The 17658-nt window shown below is 61.4% G+C and carries 15 protein-coding genes and 2 pseudogenes; 11 read left to right on the top strand and 6 right to left on the bottom strand.

What is annotated here, in order from left to right; genetic code table 11:
- Positions 1–37: 37 nt before the first annotated feature.
- The 4 genes from dndB to dndE are packed head-to-tail and all read left to right on the top strand — an operon-like array spanning position 38 to position 5045.
- Entirely contained in the window at positions 38–1168 is a 1131-nt protein-coding gene (dndB, locus tag FHS44_RS22400) for a DNA sulfur modification protein DndB (RefSeq protein WP_184717664.1), read from the top strand.
- Positions 1165–2688 (top strand): DNA phosphorothioation system sulfurtransferase DndC, encoded by a 1524-nt coding sequence (gene dndC / locus FHS44_RS22395; RefSeq protein ID WP_246435791.1) that lies wholly within the window; start codon positions 1165–1167, stop codon positions 2686–2688. The genes dndB and dndC overlap by 4 nt, the downstream gene beginning before the upstream one ends.
- Positions 2675–4666, top strand: coding sequence for a DNA sulfur modification protein DndD (dndD, locus tag FHS44_RS22390; protein WP_184717662.1), 1992 nt, complete (start codon positions 2675–2677; stop codon positions 4664–4666). The genes dndC and dndD overlap by 14 nt, the downstream gene beginning before the upstream one ends.
- The gene (dndE, locus tag FHS44_RS22385; RefSeq protein ID WP_184717660.1) at positions 4656–5045 is read left to right on the top strand and encodes a DNA sulfur modification protein DndE; all 390 of its coding nucleotides are present in this window, start codon (positions 4656–4658) and stop codon (positions 5043–5045) included. Before dndD ends, dndE begins: the two co-directional genes overlap by 11 nt.
- A gap of 195 nt (positions 5046–5240) precedes the next feature.
- On the opposite strand, the gene FHS44_RS22380 is transcribed toward dndE, so the two are convergent.
- Complete coding sequence (locus FHS44_RS22380) at positions 5241–6491, bottom strand: hypothetical protein (RefSeq protein WP_221461122.1); 1251 nt, start codon at positions 6489–6491, stop codon at positions 5241–5243.
- A gap of 501 nt (positions 6492–6992) precedes the next feature.
- Between FHS44_RS22380 and FHS44_RS22375 the strand changes: the two genes are divergently transcribed.
- Genes FHS44_RS22375 through FHS44_RS40215 form a run of 3 tightly spaced genes read left to right on the top strand, consistent with a single transcriptional unit; the run spans position 6993 to position 8450 of the window.
- On the top strand, positions 6993–7346 hold the full coding sequence (locus FHS44_RS22375) for a hypothetical protein (protein WP_184718002.1): 354 nt from the start codon (positions 6993–6995) through the stop codon (positions 7344–7346).
- Positions 7347–7384: 38 nt separating this feature from the next.
- A complete protein-coding gene (locus FHS44_RS40220) occupies positions 7385–8224 on the top strand; it encodes a winged helix-turn-helix domain-containing protein (protein WP_221461121.1) in 840 nt (279 codons plus the stop codon).
- On the top strand, positions 8205–8450 hold the full coding sequence (locus FHS44_RS40215; RefSeq protein ID WP_221461120.1) for a transposase: 246 nt from the start codon (positions 8205–8207) through the stop codon (positions 8448–8450). The genes FHS44_RS40220 and FHS44_RS40215 overlap by 20 nt, the downstream gene beginning before the upstream one ends.
- 65 nt (positions 8451–8515) lie before the next feature.
- Here the strand turns inward: FHS44_RS40215 and FHS44_RS22360 are convergent, their stop codons facing one another.
- The 4 genes from FHS44_RS22360 to FHS44_RS22345 form a co-directional block, all read right to left on the bottom strand.
- Positions 8516–9775: a restriction endonuclease gene (locus FHS44_RS22360; RefSeq protein ID WP_184717658.1), complete on the bottom strand. Its 1260-nt coding sequence runs from the start codon at positions 9773–9775 to the stop codon at positions 8516–8518.
- Between the two features lie 315 nt (positions 9776–10090).
- Positions 10091–11821 (bottom strand): ATP-binding protein, encoded by a 1731-nt coding sequence (locus FHS44_RS22355; RefSeq protein WP_184717656.1) that lies wholly within the window; start codon positions 11819–11821, stop codon positions 10091–10093.
- A 41-nt stretch (positions 11822–11862) separates the two neighbouring features.
- Positions 11863–12246 (bottom strand): GIY-YIG nuclease family protein, encoded by a 384-nt coding sequence (locus FHS44_RS22350; protein ID WP_184717654.1) that lies wholly within the window; start codon positions 12244–12246, stop codon positions 11863–11865.
- Positions 12247–12278: 32 nt separating this feature from the next.
- The gene (locus tag FHS44_RS22345; RefSeq protein WP_184717651.1) at positions 12279–12758 is read right to left on the bottom strand and encodes a hypothetical protein; all 480 of its coding nucleotides are present in this window, start codon (positions 12756–12758) and stop codon (positions 12279–12281) included.
- A gap of 422 nt (positions 12759–13180) precedes the next feature.
- Here FHS44_RS22345 and FHS44_RS22340 point away from each other — a divergent pair, with 422 nt between their 5' ends.
- The 3 genes and pseudogenes from FHS44_RS22340 to FHS44_RS42730 form a co-directional block, all read left to right on the top strand.
- Positions 13181–13681, top strand: coding sequence for a hypothetical protein (locus tag FHS44_RS22340; protein ID WP_184717649.1), 501 nt, complete (start codon positions 13181–13183; stop codon positions 13679–13681).
- A gap of 1079 nt (positions 13682–14760) precedes the next feature.
- Positions 14761–14958 (top strand): annotated as a pseudogene (locus tag FHS44_RS42735) (N-terminal phage integrase SAM-like domain-containing protein); the annotation flags it as partial.
- Positions 14959–15371: 413 nt separating this feature from the next.
- Positions 15372–15710 (top strand): annotated as a pseudogene (locus FHS44_RS42730) (tyrosine-type recombinase/integrase); the annotation flags it as partial.
- Between the two features lie 406 nt (positions 15711–16116).
- Here FHS44_RS42730 and FHS44_RS22325 read toward each other — a convergent pair.
- Entirely contained in the window at positions 16117–16551 is a 435-nt protein-coding gene (locus tag FHS44_RS22325; RefSeq protein ID WP_184717647.1) for a MerR family transcriptional regulator, read from the bottom strand.
- Between the two features lie 44 nt (positions 16552–16595).
- On the opposite strand from FHS44_RS22325, the gene FHS44_RS22320 reads away from it, so the two are divergent.
- A complete protein-coding gene (locus FHS44_RS22320) occupies positions 16596–17420 on the top strand; it encodes an MBL fold metallo-hydrolase (protein ID WP_184717645.1) in 825 nt (274 codons plus the stop codon).
- The last annotated feature ends 238 nt before the right edge of the window (positions 17421–17658 follow it).

The following is a 17658-nucleotide window of genomic DNA, read 5'->3' as shown; positions in this document are numbered from 1 at the left end:
TTTCCTCTTTCACGTACGTTACGCTATCGTGTGACGCATGGGAACGCAGGGAGTCGCTAAGCCTGCTGAGGAAGCGACCACAGCAGGCTTCGAGTACATCTTCCCAGCGATTCGCGGGATCCAGGCGGGGCGTGAGTATTACGTCTCGATGTGTCCGTTACGCCTCATCCCCAAAATTTTTCTCTTTGATGAGGATGAGCTCGCACCCGAGGTTCGAGCTCAGCGGGTCCTGAACAAGGGACGAATCCCCGCCCTAACGAGGTACATCCTCGACAACCCGGATGATTACGTCTTCAGTGCGCTCACTGCGTCAGTCGACGGCGTCATGCGTTTCGAGGGCGTCTCCGACCAAGGTCCAGGTATGCGGGTCGGCCAGCTACGCATCCCGATGGCATCCCGCTTCTTGATCAACGACGGTCAACACCGGCGGGCAGCCATCGAGGCCGCGTTGCGGGAGAACCAGGCACTAGGCGATGAGACCATCGCGGTCGTCTTCTTCTATGACGCCGGCCTTGAGCGAAGCCAGCAGCTCTTCGCCGACCTCAACCGGCACGCAGTACGGCCGGCCAGGTCCATCGGGGTCCTTTACGACCACCGCGACGAGCTGTCTCAGCTAACCAAGCTGCTCGCACTGAAGTGTCCGGTCTTCCGCAACTACGTTGAGATGGAAGCCAGCACCCTCTCCGCCCGCTCGCGCAAGCTGTGCACCTTGAGCGCGCTGTATACCGCGACGACGGCACTGCTCCGGGGCCTGGAGCTGAATTCCGATCAAGCTCAGCGCATTGCCTGGGAGTTCTGGGAGGCGATCGATGAGTTGATCCCGGAGTGGGCGGAGGTCCGTAACAAGACGCTGTCCGCAGCGGAGGTCCGCAAGCAGTTTCTCCACACTCACGGGATCGCTCTCCACGCCCTCGGCCGTCTCGGGAACACGCTGCTGCATCAGTCGCTTGATCCAAAGGTGTGGAAACCGCGGCTGGCGCCGCTCCGCCAGATCGACTGGTCGCGCACCAGCAGCGTCTGGGAGGGGCGGGCCGTTATCGGTGGACGCGTCTCCAAAAATCATCAGAACGTCGTACTCACAGTCAACTATCTCAGTCGGCATCTCGGTTTTGAGCTGAGTCCTGAAGAGCAGCACGCCGAAGACGCCTACCAGCGAGGAGAGCGATGACCACCCCATCACGCACGGTCGTATCGCTGAACACCCCGACGCGACGTGTCGTCCCGTTCGAAGCACAGGGCGGACTTGCCGCGGTGGTCGGCACACTGACCGATGAGATTCGCGAGCTCTATCTCGCGGACGAAGTCCCTTGGGTGATCGGCTACAGCGGTGGAAAGGACTCCACCGCTGTGCTCCAGCTTGTCTGGCTCGCTCTTCAAGGGCTCGAGACAGATCAACGGATGAAGCCGGTCTACGTCATCAGCACCGACACCCTCGTGGAGAACCCGGTTGTCGCGGCGTGGGTGACGCAGTCGCTGGAGACCATGCGCCAGGCCGCAGAGGAGCAACAGCTCCCTATCCAGCCCAACCGGCTCACTCCGGCGGTCAAAGACACCTTCTGGGTCGGGCTCATCGGCAAGGGATATCCCGCTCCTCGACCGAAGTTCCGTTGGTGTACCGAGCGTCTGAAGATCCGTCCGTCAAACGACTTCATCCATCGGGTCGTACGTCAGCATGGCGAAGCCATCCTCGTCCTCGGTATTCGCAAGGCGGAGAGTCAGGCACGCGCCCGGGTTATGGAGAGGCACGAGAAGCGCCGGGTCCGGGATCGCCTTTCGCCCAATGGCAATCTGCCCAACTCGCTCGTCTATAGCCCCGTCGAGGACTGGAGCAACGACGAGGTCTGGACGTTCCTCATGCAAAAGTCCAACCCGTGGGGACATCCCAACAAGGATCTACTGACCATGTACCAGGGCGCCTCCAGCGACGGTGAGTGTCCGCTGGTCGTGGACAACACAACCCCTTCCTGCGGAGACAGCCGATTCGGCTGCTGGACGTGCACCCTCGTAGACAAGGACAAGTCCATGTCCGCGATGATCCAGAATGACGAGGAGAAGGAATGGATGCTCCCGCTCCTTGAGCTCCGCGATGAGTTGGATGTGGCCGATGACCGCCACCTGCGGGACTTCCGGAAGATGAACGGCAACATTCAGCTGTTCAACGACCGCATGGTCCACGGCCCCTACACTCAGGCCGCTCGCGAGAACTGGCTGCGCCGGGTGCTTGAGGCTCAAACCTGGATCCGAGCTAACGCTCCCATCCACGTACGCGGGATTGAGCTCATCACACTCGACGAGCTACACGAAATCCGCCGCATTTGGGTGTTCGACAAACACGAGGTCGAAGACTCTCTGCCGCGGATCTACAAGGAGGAGACCGGCGAAGATTTTCCTGGCCGTCCCCTCGACGAGCATCTCATGATCGCCTCGGATGAGGTCGAGCTCCTGCGCGAGATCTGCGACGGTGACGAACTGCACTTCACCACGATGCGCGAGCTTCTCAGCGTGGAGCGCAAGTTCCGCACGATGACGCGCCGCTCGGGACTGTTCGAAGCTCTAGAGAAAACTATCCAGCGCGGCTACTACAAGGACGCCGACGACGCCGCCGAGCATGCCCGACGGGCGCGGGACAGCAAGATCGTCCCCGAACTCCCCTTCCCGAACGAAGAGAGCACCAATGCTCCTGCATGAAATTACGCTTGAAAACGTCGGCGCTTACAAGGGCAAGCAGCGGATCAACCTTGAGGTCCGAGAGGGCAGGCCGATCATCCTGATCGGCGGCCTTAACGGATGTGGTAAGACCACCCTCCTCGACGCTATTCAACACACCCTATACGGCTCTCGCGCACGATGCAGCGGGCGCGGCACGCGTTCATACGATGCGTATCTCCGGGAAACCATCAACCGCGAGGCGAGCCCTAAGGACGCGCGGATCACTCTGCGCTTCTCGACCACAGTCGAGGGTGAGCAGCGTCACTACCGGGTTGTGCGGGCATGGCAGGTCCGCGGGAAGAGCGTCCGGGAATTCCTCAATGTCTTCATCAACGGAGAACTCGACCTGGTCGTCAGCGAAAGCTGGGCCGATTACATCGAGGACCTGCTCCCTCTTGAAGTTGCGTCGCTGTTCTTCTTCGACGGCGAGAAGATTGAATCTCTCGCCGATCCCGAGCGAGCGGCCCCCGTCATCGAGTCCGCAGTGCACTCGCTGCTTGGCGTCAACACGGTTGAACAACTCCGCACCGACCTCCTCGCCCTTCAACGGCGCCAAAAGGTGTCGGACGAGGACCAGCAGGCGCTTGAACAGATCAAGCTGATCGAGCAGCAGATCTCGGAAGCGGATCAAGCATGCGCGGATTCTCTACAGTGTGTGGCATCCGCTCAGGCATCGTTGGACGTTGCGGAGGCCGCCTTAGTCGTCGCGGAGGATGCGTTCGCCACGAAGGGCGGCAATCTCTACCAGCGGCGTGCGGAGCTGGAGGCAGAGAAGAAGCTCCTTGAGGAGCAGCTTCAGGGTATGCAGGACAACCTCGCGAACCATGTCGCAGCGGGACCGCTACCGCTACTACTGCTCAGCTCGCAGCTTGAACAGATCAAGAAGCAGGCGGAACGTGAAGAAGCTGCGGCTCAAGCAGGCCAGGTGCTGGAAACCCTCGCCACACGGGATCAGCAGCTCCTGGATTTCTTGAACCAATTGGTCGGCTCAGAACCGACCGCTGAGGCAGAGAAGTACCTAGTGGCCGACCGCCTGCAACGAGCCGCGGAGGCAGACACCCCACGTTTCTTGGAGCTATCTCGTTCCGCCGCACAGCAGTTGGCCTCTCTCGATCAAATCTTGGACAAGGAGCACAGCAACGCTCTTGCCTTGGTCGATGAGGTGACACGGCTACGTGAGCGGCTCAACACGGTTGAGCGGCAGCTCGCTGCGGTTCCCGACGAGCAGATGATCCTGAGCCTCATCAAGCAGCTAGAAGCGGCACGTCTTCAGGTCGCGGGGCTCAAGGCGGATCTCGGCAGGGCGAGGGAGGCCCACGCAACTGCCGACAACGATCGGAAACAGCTGGTTACCTCGCGGGAGCATGCGTACAAGAAGCGGGCATCCGGGCTTGCCAAGGCGGAGCACGTGGCACGAATCATCACCTATGCCGACCGCGTACGGACGACCCTGCAGCAGTTCGGAGATGCGCTATTGCGCAGGCATATCAATGCGCTTGAGGTTGCGGTGCTCGATAGCTTCACGCGCCTGATGCGGAAGAGCGGGCTGGTTCAAGACCTTCGTATCGATACGGACAAGTTCACGCTCACGCTGATCGGCGCTGACGGAGAGGCGTTGGACCCTACCCGATTGAGCGCCGGAGAACGCCAGCTCCTCGCGGTCTCCCTGCTCTGGGGCCTAGCCCGAGTTGCAGGTAATCGTCTGCCCACAGTGATCGATACCCCGCTGGGGCGGCTGGACAGCCGCCACCGGCAGAACCTCGTCGAACGCTATTTCCCCCAGGCCGGCGACCAGGTCCTCCTCCTCTCGACGGATGAGGAGATCGACGAGTACCTGCTGTCGCGCCTCAAGCCTGCCATTGCCCAGACGTACACCTTGGTCCATGACGACCAAACGTTTACCACCACGATCGAGCACGGTTACTGGTGGCAATCAGGAGCACCTCATGTCGCTTGACACCATCCGTCTCTCGCAGACCGCGCGCGACCAACTCATCAAACTGAAGCGAGTAACCGGGATCAAAAACTGGAATGTCCTCTGCCGATGGTCCCTGGCGCTCTCCCTGGCCGACCTAAGTCCACCCCTGGTCCGCGAAATCGTCACTGACTCGAACGTGGAGATGAGCTGGCGCACCTTCTCCGGCTCCCATGGGGATATTTATCTGGCGCTTCTCAAGCAGCGTTGCATGCGGGATGAAGATTCTCTGTCGGACGAAGGGGTTGCTAGAACACTCACGATTCATCTCCATCGCGGGATTGGTTATCTAGCCGGAGGTCGTAACCTGGTTAAAATTGAGGACCTTATGAGGTTGGCGCTGCTGTCTAGCACATCCTGAAATTCCTCAGACGTAGGATGTGATCCGGGGTCTGCGACAGCTGGCGGTGCCGTACTGTTGGGGTGATCTACACACTGACCGCCACCACCTGTGGAGGTTCACATAACGTTGGTTGTCCAGGTCGCGTCATTCACCCAGAGGCTCCTACTGGTAGTAACGGTGCCGAGCTCGTGAGGTTGGCCATGGGGTGGGGATTCATGGACGACGTCGGCCCCGTGGCAAGTAGGGACGCTCGGGGTGGGCGTAGTTGTACTGAAAGGTTACGTGCTCCGGAATCTCTCTGTCTGTCTGGAACTCGTAGCGTTGGCTGCGCACCCAGAGAACGACGTCGGTGAAGGAAGCTGCACCTGATACGCTACTCTGCTCGTCCGCACGCGCTTTCCAGCCGGCGGCAGTTGCTGCTTGCTCGATTATCTGAATGCGAAAAGGTGTACGTGCAGGCAAGTTGAGCTCGCTGATCATGTTTTCGATCAGGTCGTCATAAGTATTCGCGTCGCCCTTGTCAGTCAACATACGGATGAGGGCGACAAGCTCTTCCTGCTTATACGCGGTGATAGGTCGGCTACTTCGGAAGCAATGTGCTACAGAGGGTGGATCCTCTCTATGCTTCGATGTCCTGTGTGACGTTATGTCGATAGGTCCCCGTCGGTCGTCGGCCACACCATCGGCGGCTTTCGACGCACGATCGTCCTGATCAATATGTTTGAGAGCCTCACGAACGCGCCTCAGCGCTCCAAATGACTGGGTTGATGAGCTGAGCTCCTCAATAACGTCGCGGATAAGCTGATATTCAGGCCGCTGGACGCCGTCTTTCTTCATCCACTTGGCAAAGGCGATGATCTCGGAGTCCGTGTACGAAAAGATGCTACGACCGCACGGAACGGGACAAGTAGGTTGTACCCTGTTCGGAGTGGCCGCGGCGCGTGAGGATTTTGCAATCTGCCGAGTGGATGCGACACGCATCGCAAGGATCGCCTGGGCCGCACCTCGGTAATCCTTAATGGGGTGGGTGGAACGGGGAGCACCAGTGCCCCAGATGAAATGCCCAGTGGATAGGGACGCTTCGACGCGCGTCCCAACAGCAGAGGTTACGGATTTAGAACTAAGCACAATGAGGACATCTTCGCTATCTGAGAACCTGATCTGGGCTCCGCAACTCAGCAACTCATATGCTAGTTCACTTAAACATGAGCGCGCTGCATTACCTGACGCGGGAGCTGCATTGGGGCGAGGTAGTAGCTTTTTGGCGGCGGGAGCATTCTTCTCTGACGCTTGGTCGGCAGCTTCCTTAATGATGTCCTTGATGCGGCTTACCGCCCATGCTGAAGCAGGTACAGGAAGCTTCAGTTCACGGATGACTTCTTGGATAAGGATCTCTTTGGTTCGAGGAATGCCGTCTCGTTGGATCCATTGGACGAACTGGACGAGGTTCCGTGTTCCGTACACTGACAGTGGGTGGCCTGGCGTGATAGGGCACTTACCTCGAGGTTTCCCGGGAGATGCGCTGAGCTTGGGCGGAGTGCTGGGCGATGTTGACGGCGAGGTCTTCGTGGATCGCTCCAGCTCCTTTACTTTTTGAATGACGCCTCGAATCCGGTCAATAGTCCACTCCGAATGTGGTTCAGGGAGATTGAGTTCCCGGAGGACCTCCGTTACCAGAGCATCCTCAGTACGGGTGGTGCCATCACGTTTGATCCATTGAACGAATTTAATCAGGTAGACCGTCTCGTACATCCTCAGCGGTCGGCCGACTTTGATCGGGCACTTACCTCTGGGGTTCGACGCTGGAGCGACTGGTGCTGAGGTGGTCCCCTCGGGGAGGGAACCTTCCGATGAAGGGGTGGGGCGGATCGTTCCAGAAGTGGCGGTGCTTCCCGACCTTTGGAAGCGCAGGTAGGCGTTGATCACGTACTCGGGAACACGTCCTCGATCAGTAACTTCTAGCCCATGGTTGCGAGCCCACTGGCGGATCAGTGCCGGATCGACATCGAGGCTGCTATCTGTGATGCCGACTGGGAGGGGGTTGGGAACCTCCCGAGTAGGCATGAGTGCCTTGAAGAGATCGTCGAGCGAGGGTGGCTGAACTGCTGGCTGCTGGCCAATCTCCTCGTTAGGAGCCACGGAACTCTCCAGGGGGTTTGCTTCTTGGTGCCGGTATCAGACCAATACAGCACGGATCCGGCCGATTCACCTCGTACCATCCGCATCTTTGATATCGATGTGCCAACAAATCTGGAGACGGCAAGGGTTCTAGGGGTGAGTGACTCCACACCTACTGAGGCTGAACTCGTGGTGTCGTAGCTCCTGAGATGCCTTCATTGCCCGGGTAGACCGACGTCATGAGGTACGCACAAGGTGGAGGACTGTCCGCCGAACGAAGAGCGTTCCACGAAAAGCTGCGGCTGCAGGCGGCTGAGAGGTTCGCCCGCGATGAATCCAGCACGGTCATCGCCCGGGACCTGCGGATCAGCCTCCGATCTGTTCAGCGATGGAAGAGGAACTGGCGGGCCGACGGGGCCGGAGCGCTATGCTCACACGGTCCGGCCTCCCTGCCCAGGCTCGGCGAACGGCAGCTCGCCGAGCTGGAGCAGGAACTGATCAAGGGACCCGTCTGGCACGGCTGGCCGGATCAGCGCTGGACCCTATCTCGGGTCAAGACCGTGATCGGCCGACGCTTCCATGTGGCCTACACCCTGCAAGGGGTGCGCAAGCTGCTGGTCCGTAATGGCTACTCCTGCCAGGTCCTGGCCCGGCGTGCGATGGAGCGCGATCAGGCGGCGGTGACCGGGTGGGTGAGGGAGACCTGGCCAAGCCTGGAAGATACGCGGCGGCGCTCGGCGCCTGGATCTTCTTCGAAGACGAGACCGGCCTGTCCGATGACGCCGCCCGTCATGCGTACCTGGAGCCCACGTGGTCAGACCCCGGTCATCACCGTGCGCGGCCGGTCCCGGCGCCGGATCTCGATCGCCGCTTTGGCCTGCTACAAGCCCGGGCACCGTTCCCGGCTGATCTACCGGCCCCGCCTGGACACCCGCCCGGACGGGCATAAGTCTTTCGCCTGGAGCGACTACCGGGACCTGCTGATCGCCGCGCACCGCCAGCTCGGCGGCCCGATGGTGCTGGTGTGGGACAACCTCGGGCACCCACCTGACCGCCGAGATGCGCGCCTTCGTCACTGATCAGGACTGGCTGACCGTCGTCCAGCTGCCCACTTACGCCCCCGATTTGAATCCGGTGGAGGGCGTCTGGTCGTTGCTGCGGCGGTGCTTCCTGGCCAACGTCGCCTTCACCGGTCCAGAGCACCTGATCCGCACCGTCCGGCAAGGACTGCACGTCATCCAATACCGCAGCGACCTCATCGACGGCTGCCTCGCCGGAACCGGCCTGACCCTCACACCGGCATAACCACACACGACATCACGAGTTCAATCTCAGTACCTGGAGGGCGCAGACTCCTTCAAGTGGCGAAGCTATTTATCGACCAGTGCTGCTTGGGTGGGTGAGAGGCCTACTGGAGGTGCGGTCTGGAGTCTGGTACGTAGCTCCGCGCGTGTCAGAGACAGAGCAATATCTTCGATCTCCTGAGCTCCTGCGATACGGCTCAGGAAGATGTCGTGGAGGAAATTTGCGTCCGGATTTTCCAGCAGCTTTCTGCCGATGAGAGTCAGGTTCATATGGCCGTCTTCGATGTCGACGAGACCAAGGGAAACGAGAACGCGTGATCGTCGACGCGCCTCATCGGACCGAGTGATGGTCGGAAAGTGTTGCTGGAAATTGATGATGTAGTCATCCCAGGACGGTTGTCCGGTGGCAAGTGAGATCATAGTAACGATGGAGTTAACGAGGTCACCCTTGCGATCAGAGGGCATCTTTTCGATGTAGTAGCGGCGCTGAGTGTTGCTAGATGGAAGTGAAGGGGTGTCCTGATCGGAAGTTTCGGCCTTGCCGGTGATCGTCGCTAGGGCATCTAAGTCGAGAGAGAGCAGGGAAAGGCGCGAAGCTTGGACCCCTATCCCATGTTCGGTGAGCAGGTCCGCCAGCAGCTGACCATCGATGAGGTGGATAGGGGCGAGCGCGTTGCTCGATGCTTCGAGGGGTGCCTCTCGGGTGTACTTTCCAGTAGTTACGATGATGCCCTGAGTTCCGGGGAGTAGTGTGCCCCTAAGTTCTCTCACTTCCTTGACTGTCACTGACCTCCCCGTCCAGCGCTTGACCTGAATCGAGGTAGGAACGGTCGTCACGCCGCCCGCAACAAGGGTGGCACGGACGTCGATGCCACCATCCTTGGAACGTCTAGTGACTTCCACCTCCGCATACTCCATCGCTGTAAATAGAGCCGCGACGATGTGCTCGAAAACTTCGGGAGGAACTTCTCTTAACTGCTCCAGCAGTTGTTTCTTAACTTGTTTGTTCTCCTGCTCGATAGCTTGCTCGGCCGTGTTTCCGGGCGGCCGGAGGCGGACGGATCGGCCTGATAGGGAGAAGCGCTGCCGATAGCCCCGAGTGGAGCGCAGCCTGTCATCTCGCAACAAGGTCTCGAGCAGCTGCTCCTCTTCCAGAGTGCTGTTGGCTGCCTGTCCACTGCCTAGCTCCTTCAAGATGCGCTCAGGCTCCAGGGGGCCTCCATTGCGCTTTTGGAGGATGCTATAGACGCGATTTGAAGTGGTCTGACCAGGGGCGGTAATACGTACAGGGGTATCCATAGGGGAGTAGCGATCCTTCTGTGACATGTTCCTACGGTCCCAGCGGGGCCTGACATCGACGGCGTTATCGAAGTGGGGTACGACGATACACTGCCGCAGCTCGTGCGGCCTACGCATTTGTTTACACTACGGAAGAAGAGGACGAGAAAGGGTACCACTAGATTTCGTGGCACCCCTTCTATCGTGAGTCAGCTAGATAGTTATTCTCTTTTTGGGAGACGTGCTGTACTGCTCACTCTCTAGTTAATAGAGTGAGTGCTTGTCAGCCAGGGAGGCCAACGGCATTGGGGACGTGCGCCTGGCCGATGCGAAGCAGCTTGAGCCAGGCCACAGCTGATTGCCCTACAGGACGTCCTTCACCTTGCTCATCAAGGAGTCGAGGAACATCCCCCAGTAGTCACGGAGCTGTTCGTACTGCTCGTGCGGGTCCTCGTGCATGGACTCCGCCCTGCCGTAGGCGATGAGGAGCAGAGTGAGAGCCTCCATCGCACGGCGCGTGGCCTTGCTTGCCTGCTCCGGGCTGATGGCGGTGGTGTTCATCTTGGAGATCTCCGACAGCGGCTCCCACATCTCCTTGTAGAACCGGTGACGCGTGTTGAGTCGGATGATCACCTTGCCGCCGACGTGCTGAACGTCCATGAACTGCTTGCCGGGAAAGTTGACCGACTCAACGACGAACGGAAGGTCCTTGACCTGAGCCGTGTAGTTGGCCTTCGCCTGCTCGTCAGCGTCCGTTCCCAGGACATCGATGGCCAACTCCTCGTAGGCCTCCTCAGGCTTGATGTCGGTCTTCGCCTGAGGCGTCGGCAGGGTACGCGCGGCTTCAGCGGCGGCCTGGGTGATCTCGCGATGGTCACCCACGTGGTCCCTGCGCTCCTTGGCGACGTCCCCCCAGCGCTCCTCAAGCCGGTCCCTTGCCGTCTTGACGTGGCGCTTCAGAGCGGTGCGGAGCTTGTCACGGAGTTCGTCGTGCGGCTCGAAGCCCCGCTTGACGTTGCGGACACCGAAGTAGGAGTCGAGCTCAGGAGTGAAGGAGACCTCGATACCGATGAAGCGGTCGGGGTCGTCCACACGGCGTCCGAAGATCATCGGCACGTTGGTGTAGCTGATCTCCCGGTCCATGCGCATGAAGCTGATGCTGCCCTCGTTTTCGGGGATGCGGAGCTTCTTCGCCAGCTCGTCACCGCCCAGTCCTCGCTTGCGAGTAGCGGCCTTCGGGTAGAGGGTCACCGTCAGGTATGCCGTGTGGTCGCCAATCTTGACCGGCTCTCTGGCGATCTCTTCTGCTTCGTAGTTAGCTTCGGTGATCTTCAGGCCGAGCCGGGGTCCTTCGCCGGTGCGGTAGTACTCGCGAAGCTGCTGGTCGGCCCACGTATCAGGCATCAGAAAGAGCGGGTCGTGTGCAAGCAGACTCTTACCGTTGATCTCGATGTTGCGGCCGTCGTTGAGGAAGACGCGGAAGATGCGGGAGATCTCCTTCTCGGCTTCCAGGCGCAGGCTGTTGAAGTCCTTGGCACGCCGGCCTTCTTCGAGGCGGTCGACCTTCGACCAGACGACCAGGGTGCCGGTGCCCTTCGGCAGGATGTCGTCGAAGTCGCTCGGGACAGGCTTTGCTTCAGGGGCGTCGACTCCGATGGATGAGCCCTTGCCTTCCTGCTCTTCCGCGAGTGCCTCGTCAAGGTCGAAGTACACGTACTGCCACGGCGCGTCGGCGTCGGTTCGCGACCAGACGTCGATGCGCTTGCCGAAGTTCAGAGCGGCGAGTTTGGCGCCTACACCGTACTTGCCGATCGTGTCGGTGCGCATGTAGCGGGTGGAGTACCCGATCTGCAAGTAGTGGTGGAGGGTGTGGGTGTCCATGCCGGAGCCGTCATCGGAGAACACGATGCGGTGAATGTGGCTCTTCTTGGAGCGGCTGGCGGCGGGTGCCTCATCCATGCGGATGAGGACGTTGTTGGCGCCAGCTTCCAGCGAGTTATCGATGACCTCGCCCATGGCGGCGGCGAGACTGTAGCCCGAGTCGCGCAGCGACTGGAGGGCCTGCCCCGTGAGGACTACAGGGATCCTGGTCATTTCCTTCTCCTCTGACATTTTTGGCGGTATTTTCTGTAGCTCTATGCGACGCGGTTGAACGCTCTAGCGAGCGCCTGTTTGGTGTTGCGTACGCAGAACGGGCAGCTGATGGAAGATCCCTCGGGCAAAGCCGGATGGATCTTGTTGATCAAGTGATCGCGGTGCTGATGGAAGAGATGGGCTTCGAGGACGTACGCCTGCTGCACCGTAGGGGTAAACTCCCAGGCCACATGGGTGGCTTCCTGTAGGTGGTTGTGGGTGGACAACCTTCGACGGAGGCAGTGATCAGAGCGGCCGACGTAGATAGGGGTGTCGTTTCGGAACAGGATGTATACACCGATGCATCGTTCCGGCATCATCGCTCTAATCGCAGGTGGGGTAAGGCGGAATACGAAGCGTTTGATGGAGACGCTGTGCAGTCGCACGACTCCATCTTCGAGAAGTGCAGACATAAGGTTTAGGCTGCTTCCCCGGTCCAGGCGTCTACGTGCTTTCGGAGGGCCGCGATGTTGCGGTAAGCGGTGGCCCGGGAGATTCCTACAGCGAGGGCGGCTTCGGCGGGCCGTTTGCCGTTGGCGAGGTGCTCCAGGAAGGCCACGCCAACACTGCCGAGCTGGTTTGCGGCCATCCTCAGATACCGCAGCAGGTTGCCGCCTTCCGCCTCTTCTTCGACCGTGGCTCCATGCTCTGTGACGTCGACGCCTTCCTCGGCGAAGGAGATGTCGAACTGGCCGTTGTAGCGGGCCCAGGCGGTCTGTCCGCGCTGCTTGGAGCGGTAGAAGGTGTACTTCGCGTTACGGAGAACGTCCCGGTAGAGGTGGTCGGGGTTCTGCTGCGTACGGCTTTCACTAAGAGCAAGATCAATCGCTCGCTCGATGATCTGCTCCCGGTCCGATCCGGGGTTGACGCGCGCGAGATCGTTCTGCAGCTTAGCCACGACAGCCCAACGTGCGTCCATGGACGTAGCAACCATGGGGGATTCCTCTCTGGTGCCCGGCGGCTCCTTTGGCTCGCCCGGCCCGCATTCAGTTATCAGCGCTGTTCCTTTGGCTCCCCCGGCCATCCGGTCCACGGGAGCATCAGCTACACGTGAGAGTACAGCACCACACTGACTTTTCTGGCGGCGCTTCGCCCTCTCAATCACCACGGCACCGCACCCGTCTCATGTGTCTCACGGGGCTTCTTGATCTACGAGGGGTGTAGTCTCACCGCCTATTGATCTTCGGGGCAAACCTAGACTTATCGGTCATATCGGCCATGCTTTGAACGGCCTATAGCAGAAGGGGCGGGGAGTATGACTGTTGATCTTGGGGAAGGTCTGAAGCTTGAGAACTCAGGACAGACGGTCACAGTTCAGGGGTGACGGTCAGCAATCAGGCAAGCGTCGGCCAACAGCACACCTGGGACCTCGTGCTGCCTGACGGCATCAGGCTCCCTGTCTGCGACACGACCTGGGCGGGCGGGGAGCGAGACATCGTGCTCGGCGTGCCGGCCGGACTGCCCGAGCTTCCGCGTGAACTCGCGCTGCTCCTCGGCAAGAGGAGGGCCAGTGTCGAATGTGTCGCTGACCGCTCGATGCTCTACATGTCCGTCTATCTGGTCATGCCCGACGCCGCTGGCTGGCCCCGGTTCAAGAAGAAACTTGACTTCGGGGAGCTCTTCGACACGTGCGGCGAAGAGCTGATCTACGGGCTCAAAGAACATGGCGTGCACGAGATCGGCACCAAGGGCGAGGCCCTGGGCGAGACCGGACGCAGTCGTAACGAGTTGTGCGCGCTCTTCGCGTCCGACTGGGAGGCCGCTCCCGTCGCCACCCGCGTCGTTCCAACCTTGCGTCTCTCGGGCGTTCTTGCACTCTAGTGCCGCATCAGGCAACGTTCGCTCTCACCCCTGCATCCGGCCATCAAGGGAATGCGTAGCCGCAACCCTGAAGGCCTGAAGGTGCGGGTCCGACTCCGTTGCTGCCCGTACCGCGCCACGACGATCGCCCAGGCCATCGTCGTCATGCAGCTCGTCGAAGAGAATCGCTACTCAAGATAAAAAACGCTCCTGGATCGTGGCCATCCGATGGCAAGACCCGACGGAGGAGGGCCGCGGCAGCCGATCGCCCCAGCCGTCTATGCCGCTCAGCCACCTCGGCGATCGTTACGGCATCGTGTGGACATCCAGTCTGGGAGAAGGAGTCCAGATGCAAGATACTCCTGTGAGTAGTTGACCCCGTGTACTAAGCGCTATACAAACTCCGTACAGTAGAGATACAACAAGAAGCCCCCGACGTTGGCCGTCAAACCTGACGGGGGCCCCTGCTGGATCCTCGGGTCCAAGTAGACGTACGTCTACTTGGACCCGCCGCCGTTCACGAACCAGTCCACTGCGATGAGGATCGCTCTCGCTACGTGCGACCCCCACTCAGGAAGGGCGGGCAGCTTTCGGCGGCGCCGCTTTCGAGCAGCCATAGGGCATCCCTCCCCGGTTGGGTTCACAGTCGAAGGGATCAACCACCCAAACCGGACATTGGTCGATCCCCCAATGAACCGGCCAATCTTGGCTGCGCGAGCACGGTTACGTGGATCACTCTAGCGTATGCACGTCACCGTTTTAACGTACACATGTGACCTGGCTGAACAATCTCCGATCGACTCCCATACCCCTACCGGGAGCGGCAGTCTCATGTCCGTTCAGAGGCTGTCCCGACCATGTTCTGCTGTGAATGTGACATTTTGATGGTTCTCGGCTGCTCATCGTAACCAGCGACATACCCTTCCATTGGTGTTCCGGCCGAGGCCAACGCGAGGGAGACGAGCTCCTTCAGTAATCTCCAGTGAAGCCACCGGGTCTGGAATGGCTCGCCTTGCGGTAGTTGGCGCGTGGGCGGTGCTGGCTGCGACCGGCGCAAGACCCGTGAGGAGACCCACGAGAAGTGGCTCAAGCTCCACGAGATGGCGCGCAAGGGGCCGGTGCCGACCAAGCACCCCGCCCTTGCCGCCTACCTGACGCGCTGGCTCGCCGAGGTGATCGAACCCAACCGGGAGCCGACGACCTATGTGGCCTACGAACCGCTGGTCCGCCTCTACATCATCCCCAGTTTGGGCAAGAAGCGCCTCGACAAGCTCACGGTCCGCGACGTACAGATCTGGCTCAACACACTGCCGACTCTGTGCACCTGCTGTGACCAGAAGAAGGACCACCGGCGCCCGGAGAACAAGCGCCGGTGCTGCGCCGTCGGGAAGTGCTGCAGGGGGTACCCCGCCCGGAGCACCATCGCGGGCATCCGCCGTGTCCTGCGCTCTGCGCTCGGCAACGCCGTACGGGAGGAACTGATCTCCAAGAACGTCGCGGCGCTGACCACCCTGCCCGCCGCCGGCAAGACGAAGAAGAAGCGACAGCGCGTGGTGTGGGGCGTCGACGAGGCACGACGGTTCCTCGAACACCTGCGGGCGATCGACGACCCGCTCTACGCCGCCTACGTGCTGATCCTCGTCTTGGGCCTGCGGCGTGGTGAGGTGCTCGGGCTGGCCTGGGACTGTGTCGACCTCGGTGGCGAGCAGCTGTGGATCTCCCGTCAACTCAACCGGGTCCGTGGACAGCTTCTTCACCGGGAGACGACCAAGACCGACGACTCGACGGCGTCGCTGCCACTCCTCGGTCTGTGCGTCACCGCGCTCAAGCACCGTCAGCACGTCCAGGAGGACGCCGCAAAGCTACCGAGGAGAAGTGGCAGGACTCCGATCTCGTCTTCACCACGCGGAACGGCACACCGATCGAGCCGCGCAACTTCAACCGGGCCTTCGAGGCGCACTGCCGCCGGGCGGGCGTGCCGACGATCCGTGTCCACGACACCCGGCACACCTGCGCCTCGCTCCTGGCCGCCCTCGACGTTCATCCTCTCGTCGCAATGCGCGGCCTGCGGCACTCGCAGATCTCGATGACCATGGACGTCTACACGCAGATCCCGTCGCCCGAGACGCGCAAGGCGCTCGGCCGGCTGAACAGCCAGTTGGACGGTGACGGCTGAACCCGTTTCTGTACGGACATGAAAGAGGCCCTCCGGGATGATCCTGGAGGGCTTCTGACCTGCTACGTGGCCGAGAGGACTCGCACCCCTGACCTTCTGATCCGTAGGTCCCCAAACGATGACCGGGATCGTTCAGAGCCATTCGCCGGGCTGCTCCTCAGGACTCCGGCTGTTCAGGTCCGTACGGATCCCAGGGTGGCTTCCCACGCCAGGAAGGGCGACCAGGGGCTCTGGCCCGCATAGCAGGGAGCCTTCACCGCAAGAACAGGGCGCATCGGGATCAAGCCTGGTCTACAGGGACTGGTCCCAGGGGGCCGGGAGGGGTGCCGGGTTGGAAGGTGCGCTTGAAGTCGTGACACTCCACGAGCGGCTCGTGCGTGCAGGTCGAGGCGTGGCGGAGGCCGTCGCGCATGCGGATCAGGCGGACGATGTCTTCCTCCAGTTCCTCGGCCTTGCCGATCATGCGGGTGCGTAGCTCCAGGTCGCCGGGGGTTGCCCGCAGGAATCTGGCGATCTCGGCGATGGTGAACCCGGCGCCGCGTGCGCAGGTGATGAAGGCGAGGTGATCGAGGACCTCGGAGTGGTAGGTCCGGCGCAACCCGTTGCGGCCCGCCGGGGCGACGAGGCCCCGCTTCTCGTAGAACCGCAGCGCCGACGCCGTCAGTCCGGAGCGCTTGGCTACCTCTGCGATGTCCAGCAGTTGCTCGCCCACCATGCCTCCTTGACTTGAACCACGCTTCAACTAGCAGGCTAGCCGCCATGCAGATCCATCACCTCAACTGCGGGTCCGTACGGCAGATCGAAGCCACCTACCCGGGCCCGGCCCCCGCGCACGCCGTCAACCACTGCCTGCTGGTCGAGACCGACTCCGCAGGACTGGTCCTCATCGAAACCGGTCTCGGCCTGGACGATGTAAGCGACCCCAGCCATACCCTCGGCGCCGACTGGGTCGAGATGGCCCAGCCCCTGCTGGACGAGCAGGAAACCGCCATACGCCAGATCGCCCGGCTGGGGTATGACCCCGGCGACGTACGCCACATCATCGTGACGCACCTCGATGTGGACCACTGCGGTGGCCTGCCCGACTTCCCCACCGCCCAGGTCCACGTCCTGGCGGCCGAACTCGAAGCCGCGACCAGCCAGGCGCCCAGCTTCCGCTACCGCCCGGCCCACTGGGCGCACCACCCGAACTGGGTGACCTATCCCACCGGCCCCGGCGAGGACTGGTTCGGCTTCGCCTCCCTGCAGCCCCAGGGCCTTCCACCGCAGATCCGCCTGGTCCCGCTCGGCGGCCACACCGCCGGCCACGCCGGAGTGGCGGTCCAGGACGGCGACCGCTGGCTCCTGCACTGCGGTGACGCCTACTACTACCACCGGGAACTCGGTGACGACCCCCAGCCTCACCCGCTCCTGGACGTGGTGCAAACCAGCTCAGAAGTTCACCACGATCTCAGGCTCGGCATTCAGGCCCGGCTGCGCGAACTCCTCCGCCGCCACGGCGACCAGGTGTCGATCTTCAGCGCTCACGACCCTTGGGAACTCCATCACTACCGTCATCCCGGGCAACCCTTGGTGCTGCAGTAGGTTCACAGGGCCATGCGGCAACCGGATCTGCTCCGCGAGACGGAGCGCCACCACCGGAGCGACGCGTGATCACGCGGCCTGATCCCTGCCGCTGGGCATCCGGACTGCGGCGCGCGGTCGACCGCGCTTCCCAGTGAGCCGGAGTGAAGAACGAACCCTGGCTCTTCGATCGCCCCGACCGCGACAGACCTCGAGCGCCCCATGGCGATCGGACGACGTCCTGCTTCGCCCGGCGGAC

This window comes from Streptosporangium saharense, from assembly GCF_014203715.1.
Classification (GTDB): domain Bacteria; phylum Actinomycetota; class Actinomycetes; order Streptosporangiales; family Streptosporangiaceae; genus Streptosporangium; species Streptosporangium saharense.
This window is presented reverse-complemented; position numbering and strand designations above follow the sequence as displayed.

Coding starts and splice junctions, on each gene's coding strand:
- dndB (WP_184717664.1), top strand. CDS start 38: ATGGGAACGCAGGGAGTCGCTAAGCCTGCTGAGGAAGCGACCACAGCA.
- dndC (WP_246435791.1), top strand. CDS start 1,165: ATGACCACCCCATCACGCACGGTCGTATCGCTGAACACCCCGACGCGA.
- dndD (WP_184717662.1), top strand. CDS start 2,675: ATGCTCCTGCATGAAATTACGCTTGAAAACGTCGGCGCTTACAAGGGC.
- dndE (WP_184717660.1), top strand. CDS start 4,656: ATGTCGCTTGACACCATCCGTCTCTCGCAGACCGCGCGCGACCAACTC.
- FHS44_RS22375 (WP_184718002.1), top strand. CDS start 6,993: ATGGTTGCGAGCCCACTGGCGGATCAGTGCCGGATCGACATCGAGGCT.
- FHS44_RS40220 (WP_221461121.1), top strand. CDS start 7,385: ATGAGGTACGCACAAGGTGGAGGACTGTCCGCCGAACGAAGAGCGTTC.
- FHS44_RS40215 (WP_221461120.1), top strand. CDS start 8,205: ATGCGCGCCTTCGTCACTGATCAGGACTGGCTGACCGTCGTCCAGCTG.
- FHS44_RS22360 (WP_184717658.1), bottom strand. CDS start 9,775: ATGTCACAGAAGGATCGCTACTCCCCTATGGATACCCCTGTACGTATT.
- FHS44_RS22355 (WP_184717656.1), bottom strand. CDS start 11,821: ATGACCAGGATCCCTGTAGTCCTCACGGGGCAGGCCCTCCAGTCGCTG.
- FHS44_RS22325 (WP_184717647.1), bottom strand. CDS start 16,551: ATGGTGGGCGAGCAACTGCTGGACATCGCAGAGGTAGCCAAGCGCTCC.
- FHS44_RS22320 (WP_184717645.1), top strand. CDS start 16,596: ATGCAGATCCATCACCTCAACTGCGGGTCCGTACGGCAGATCGAAGCC.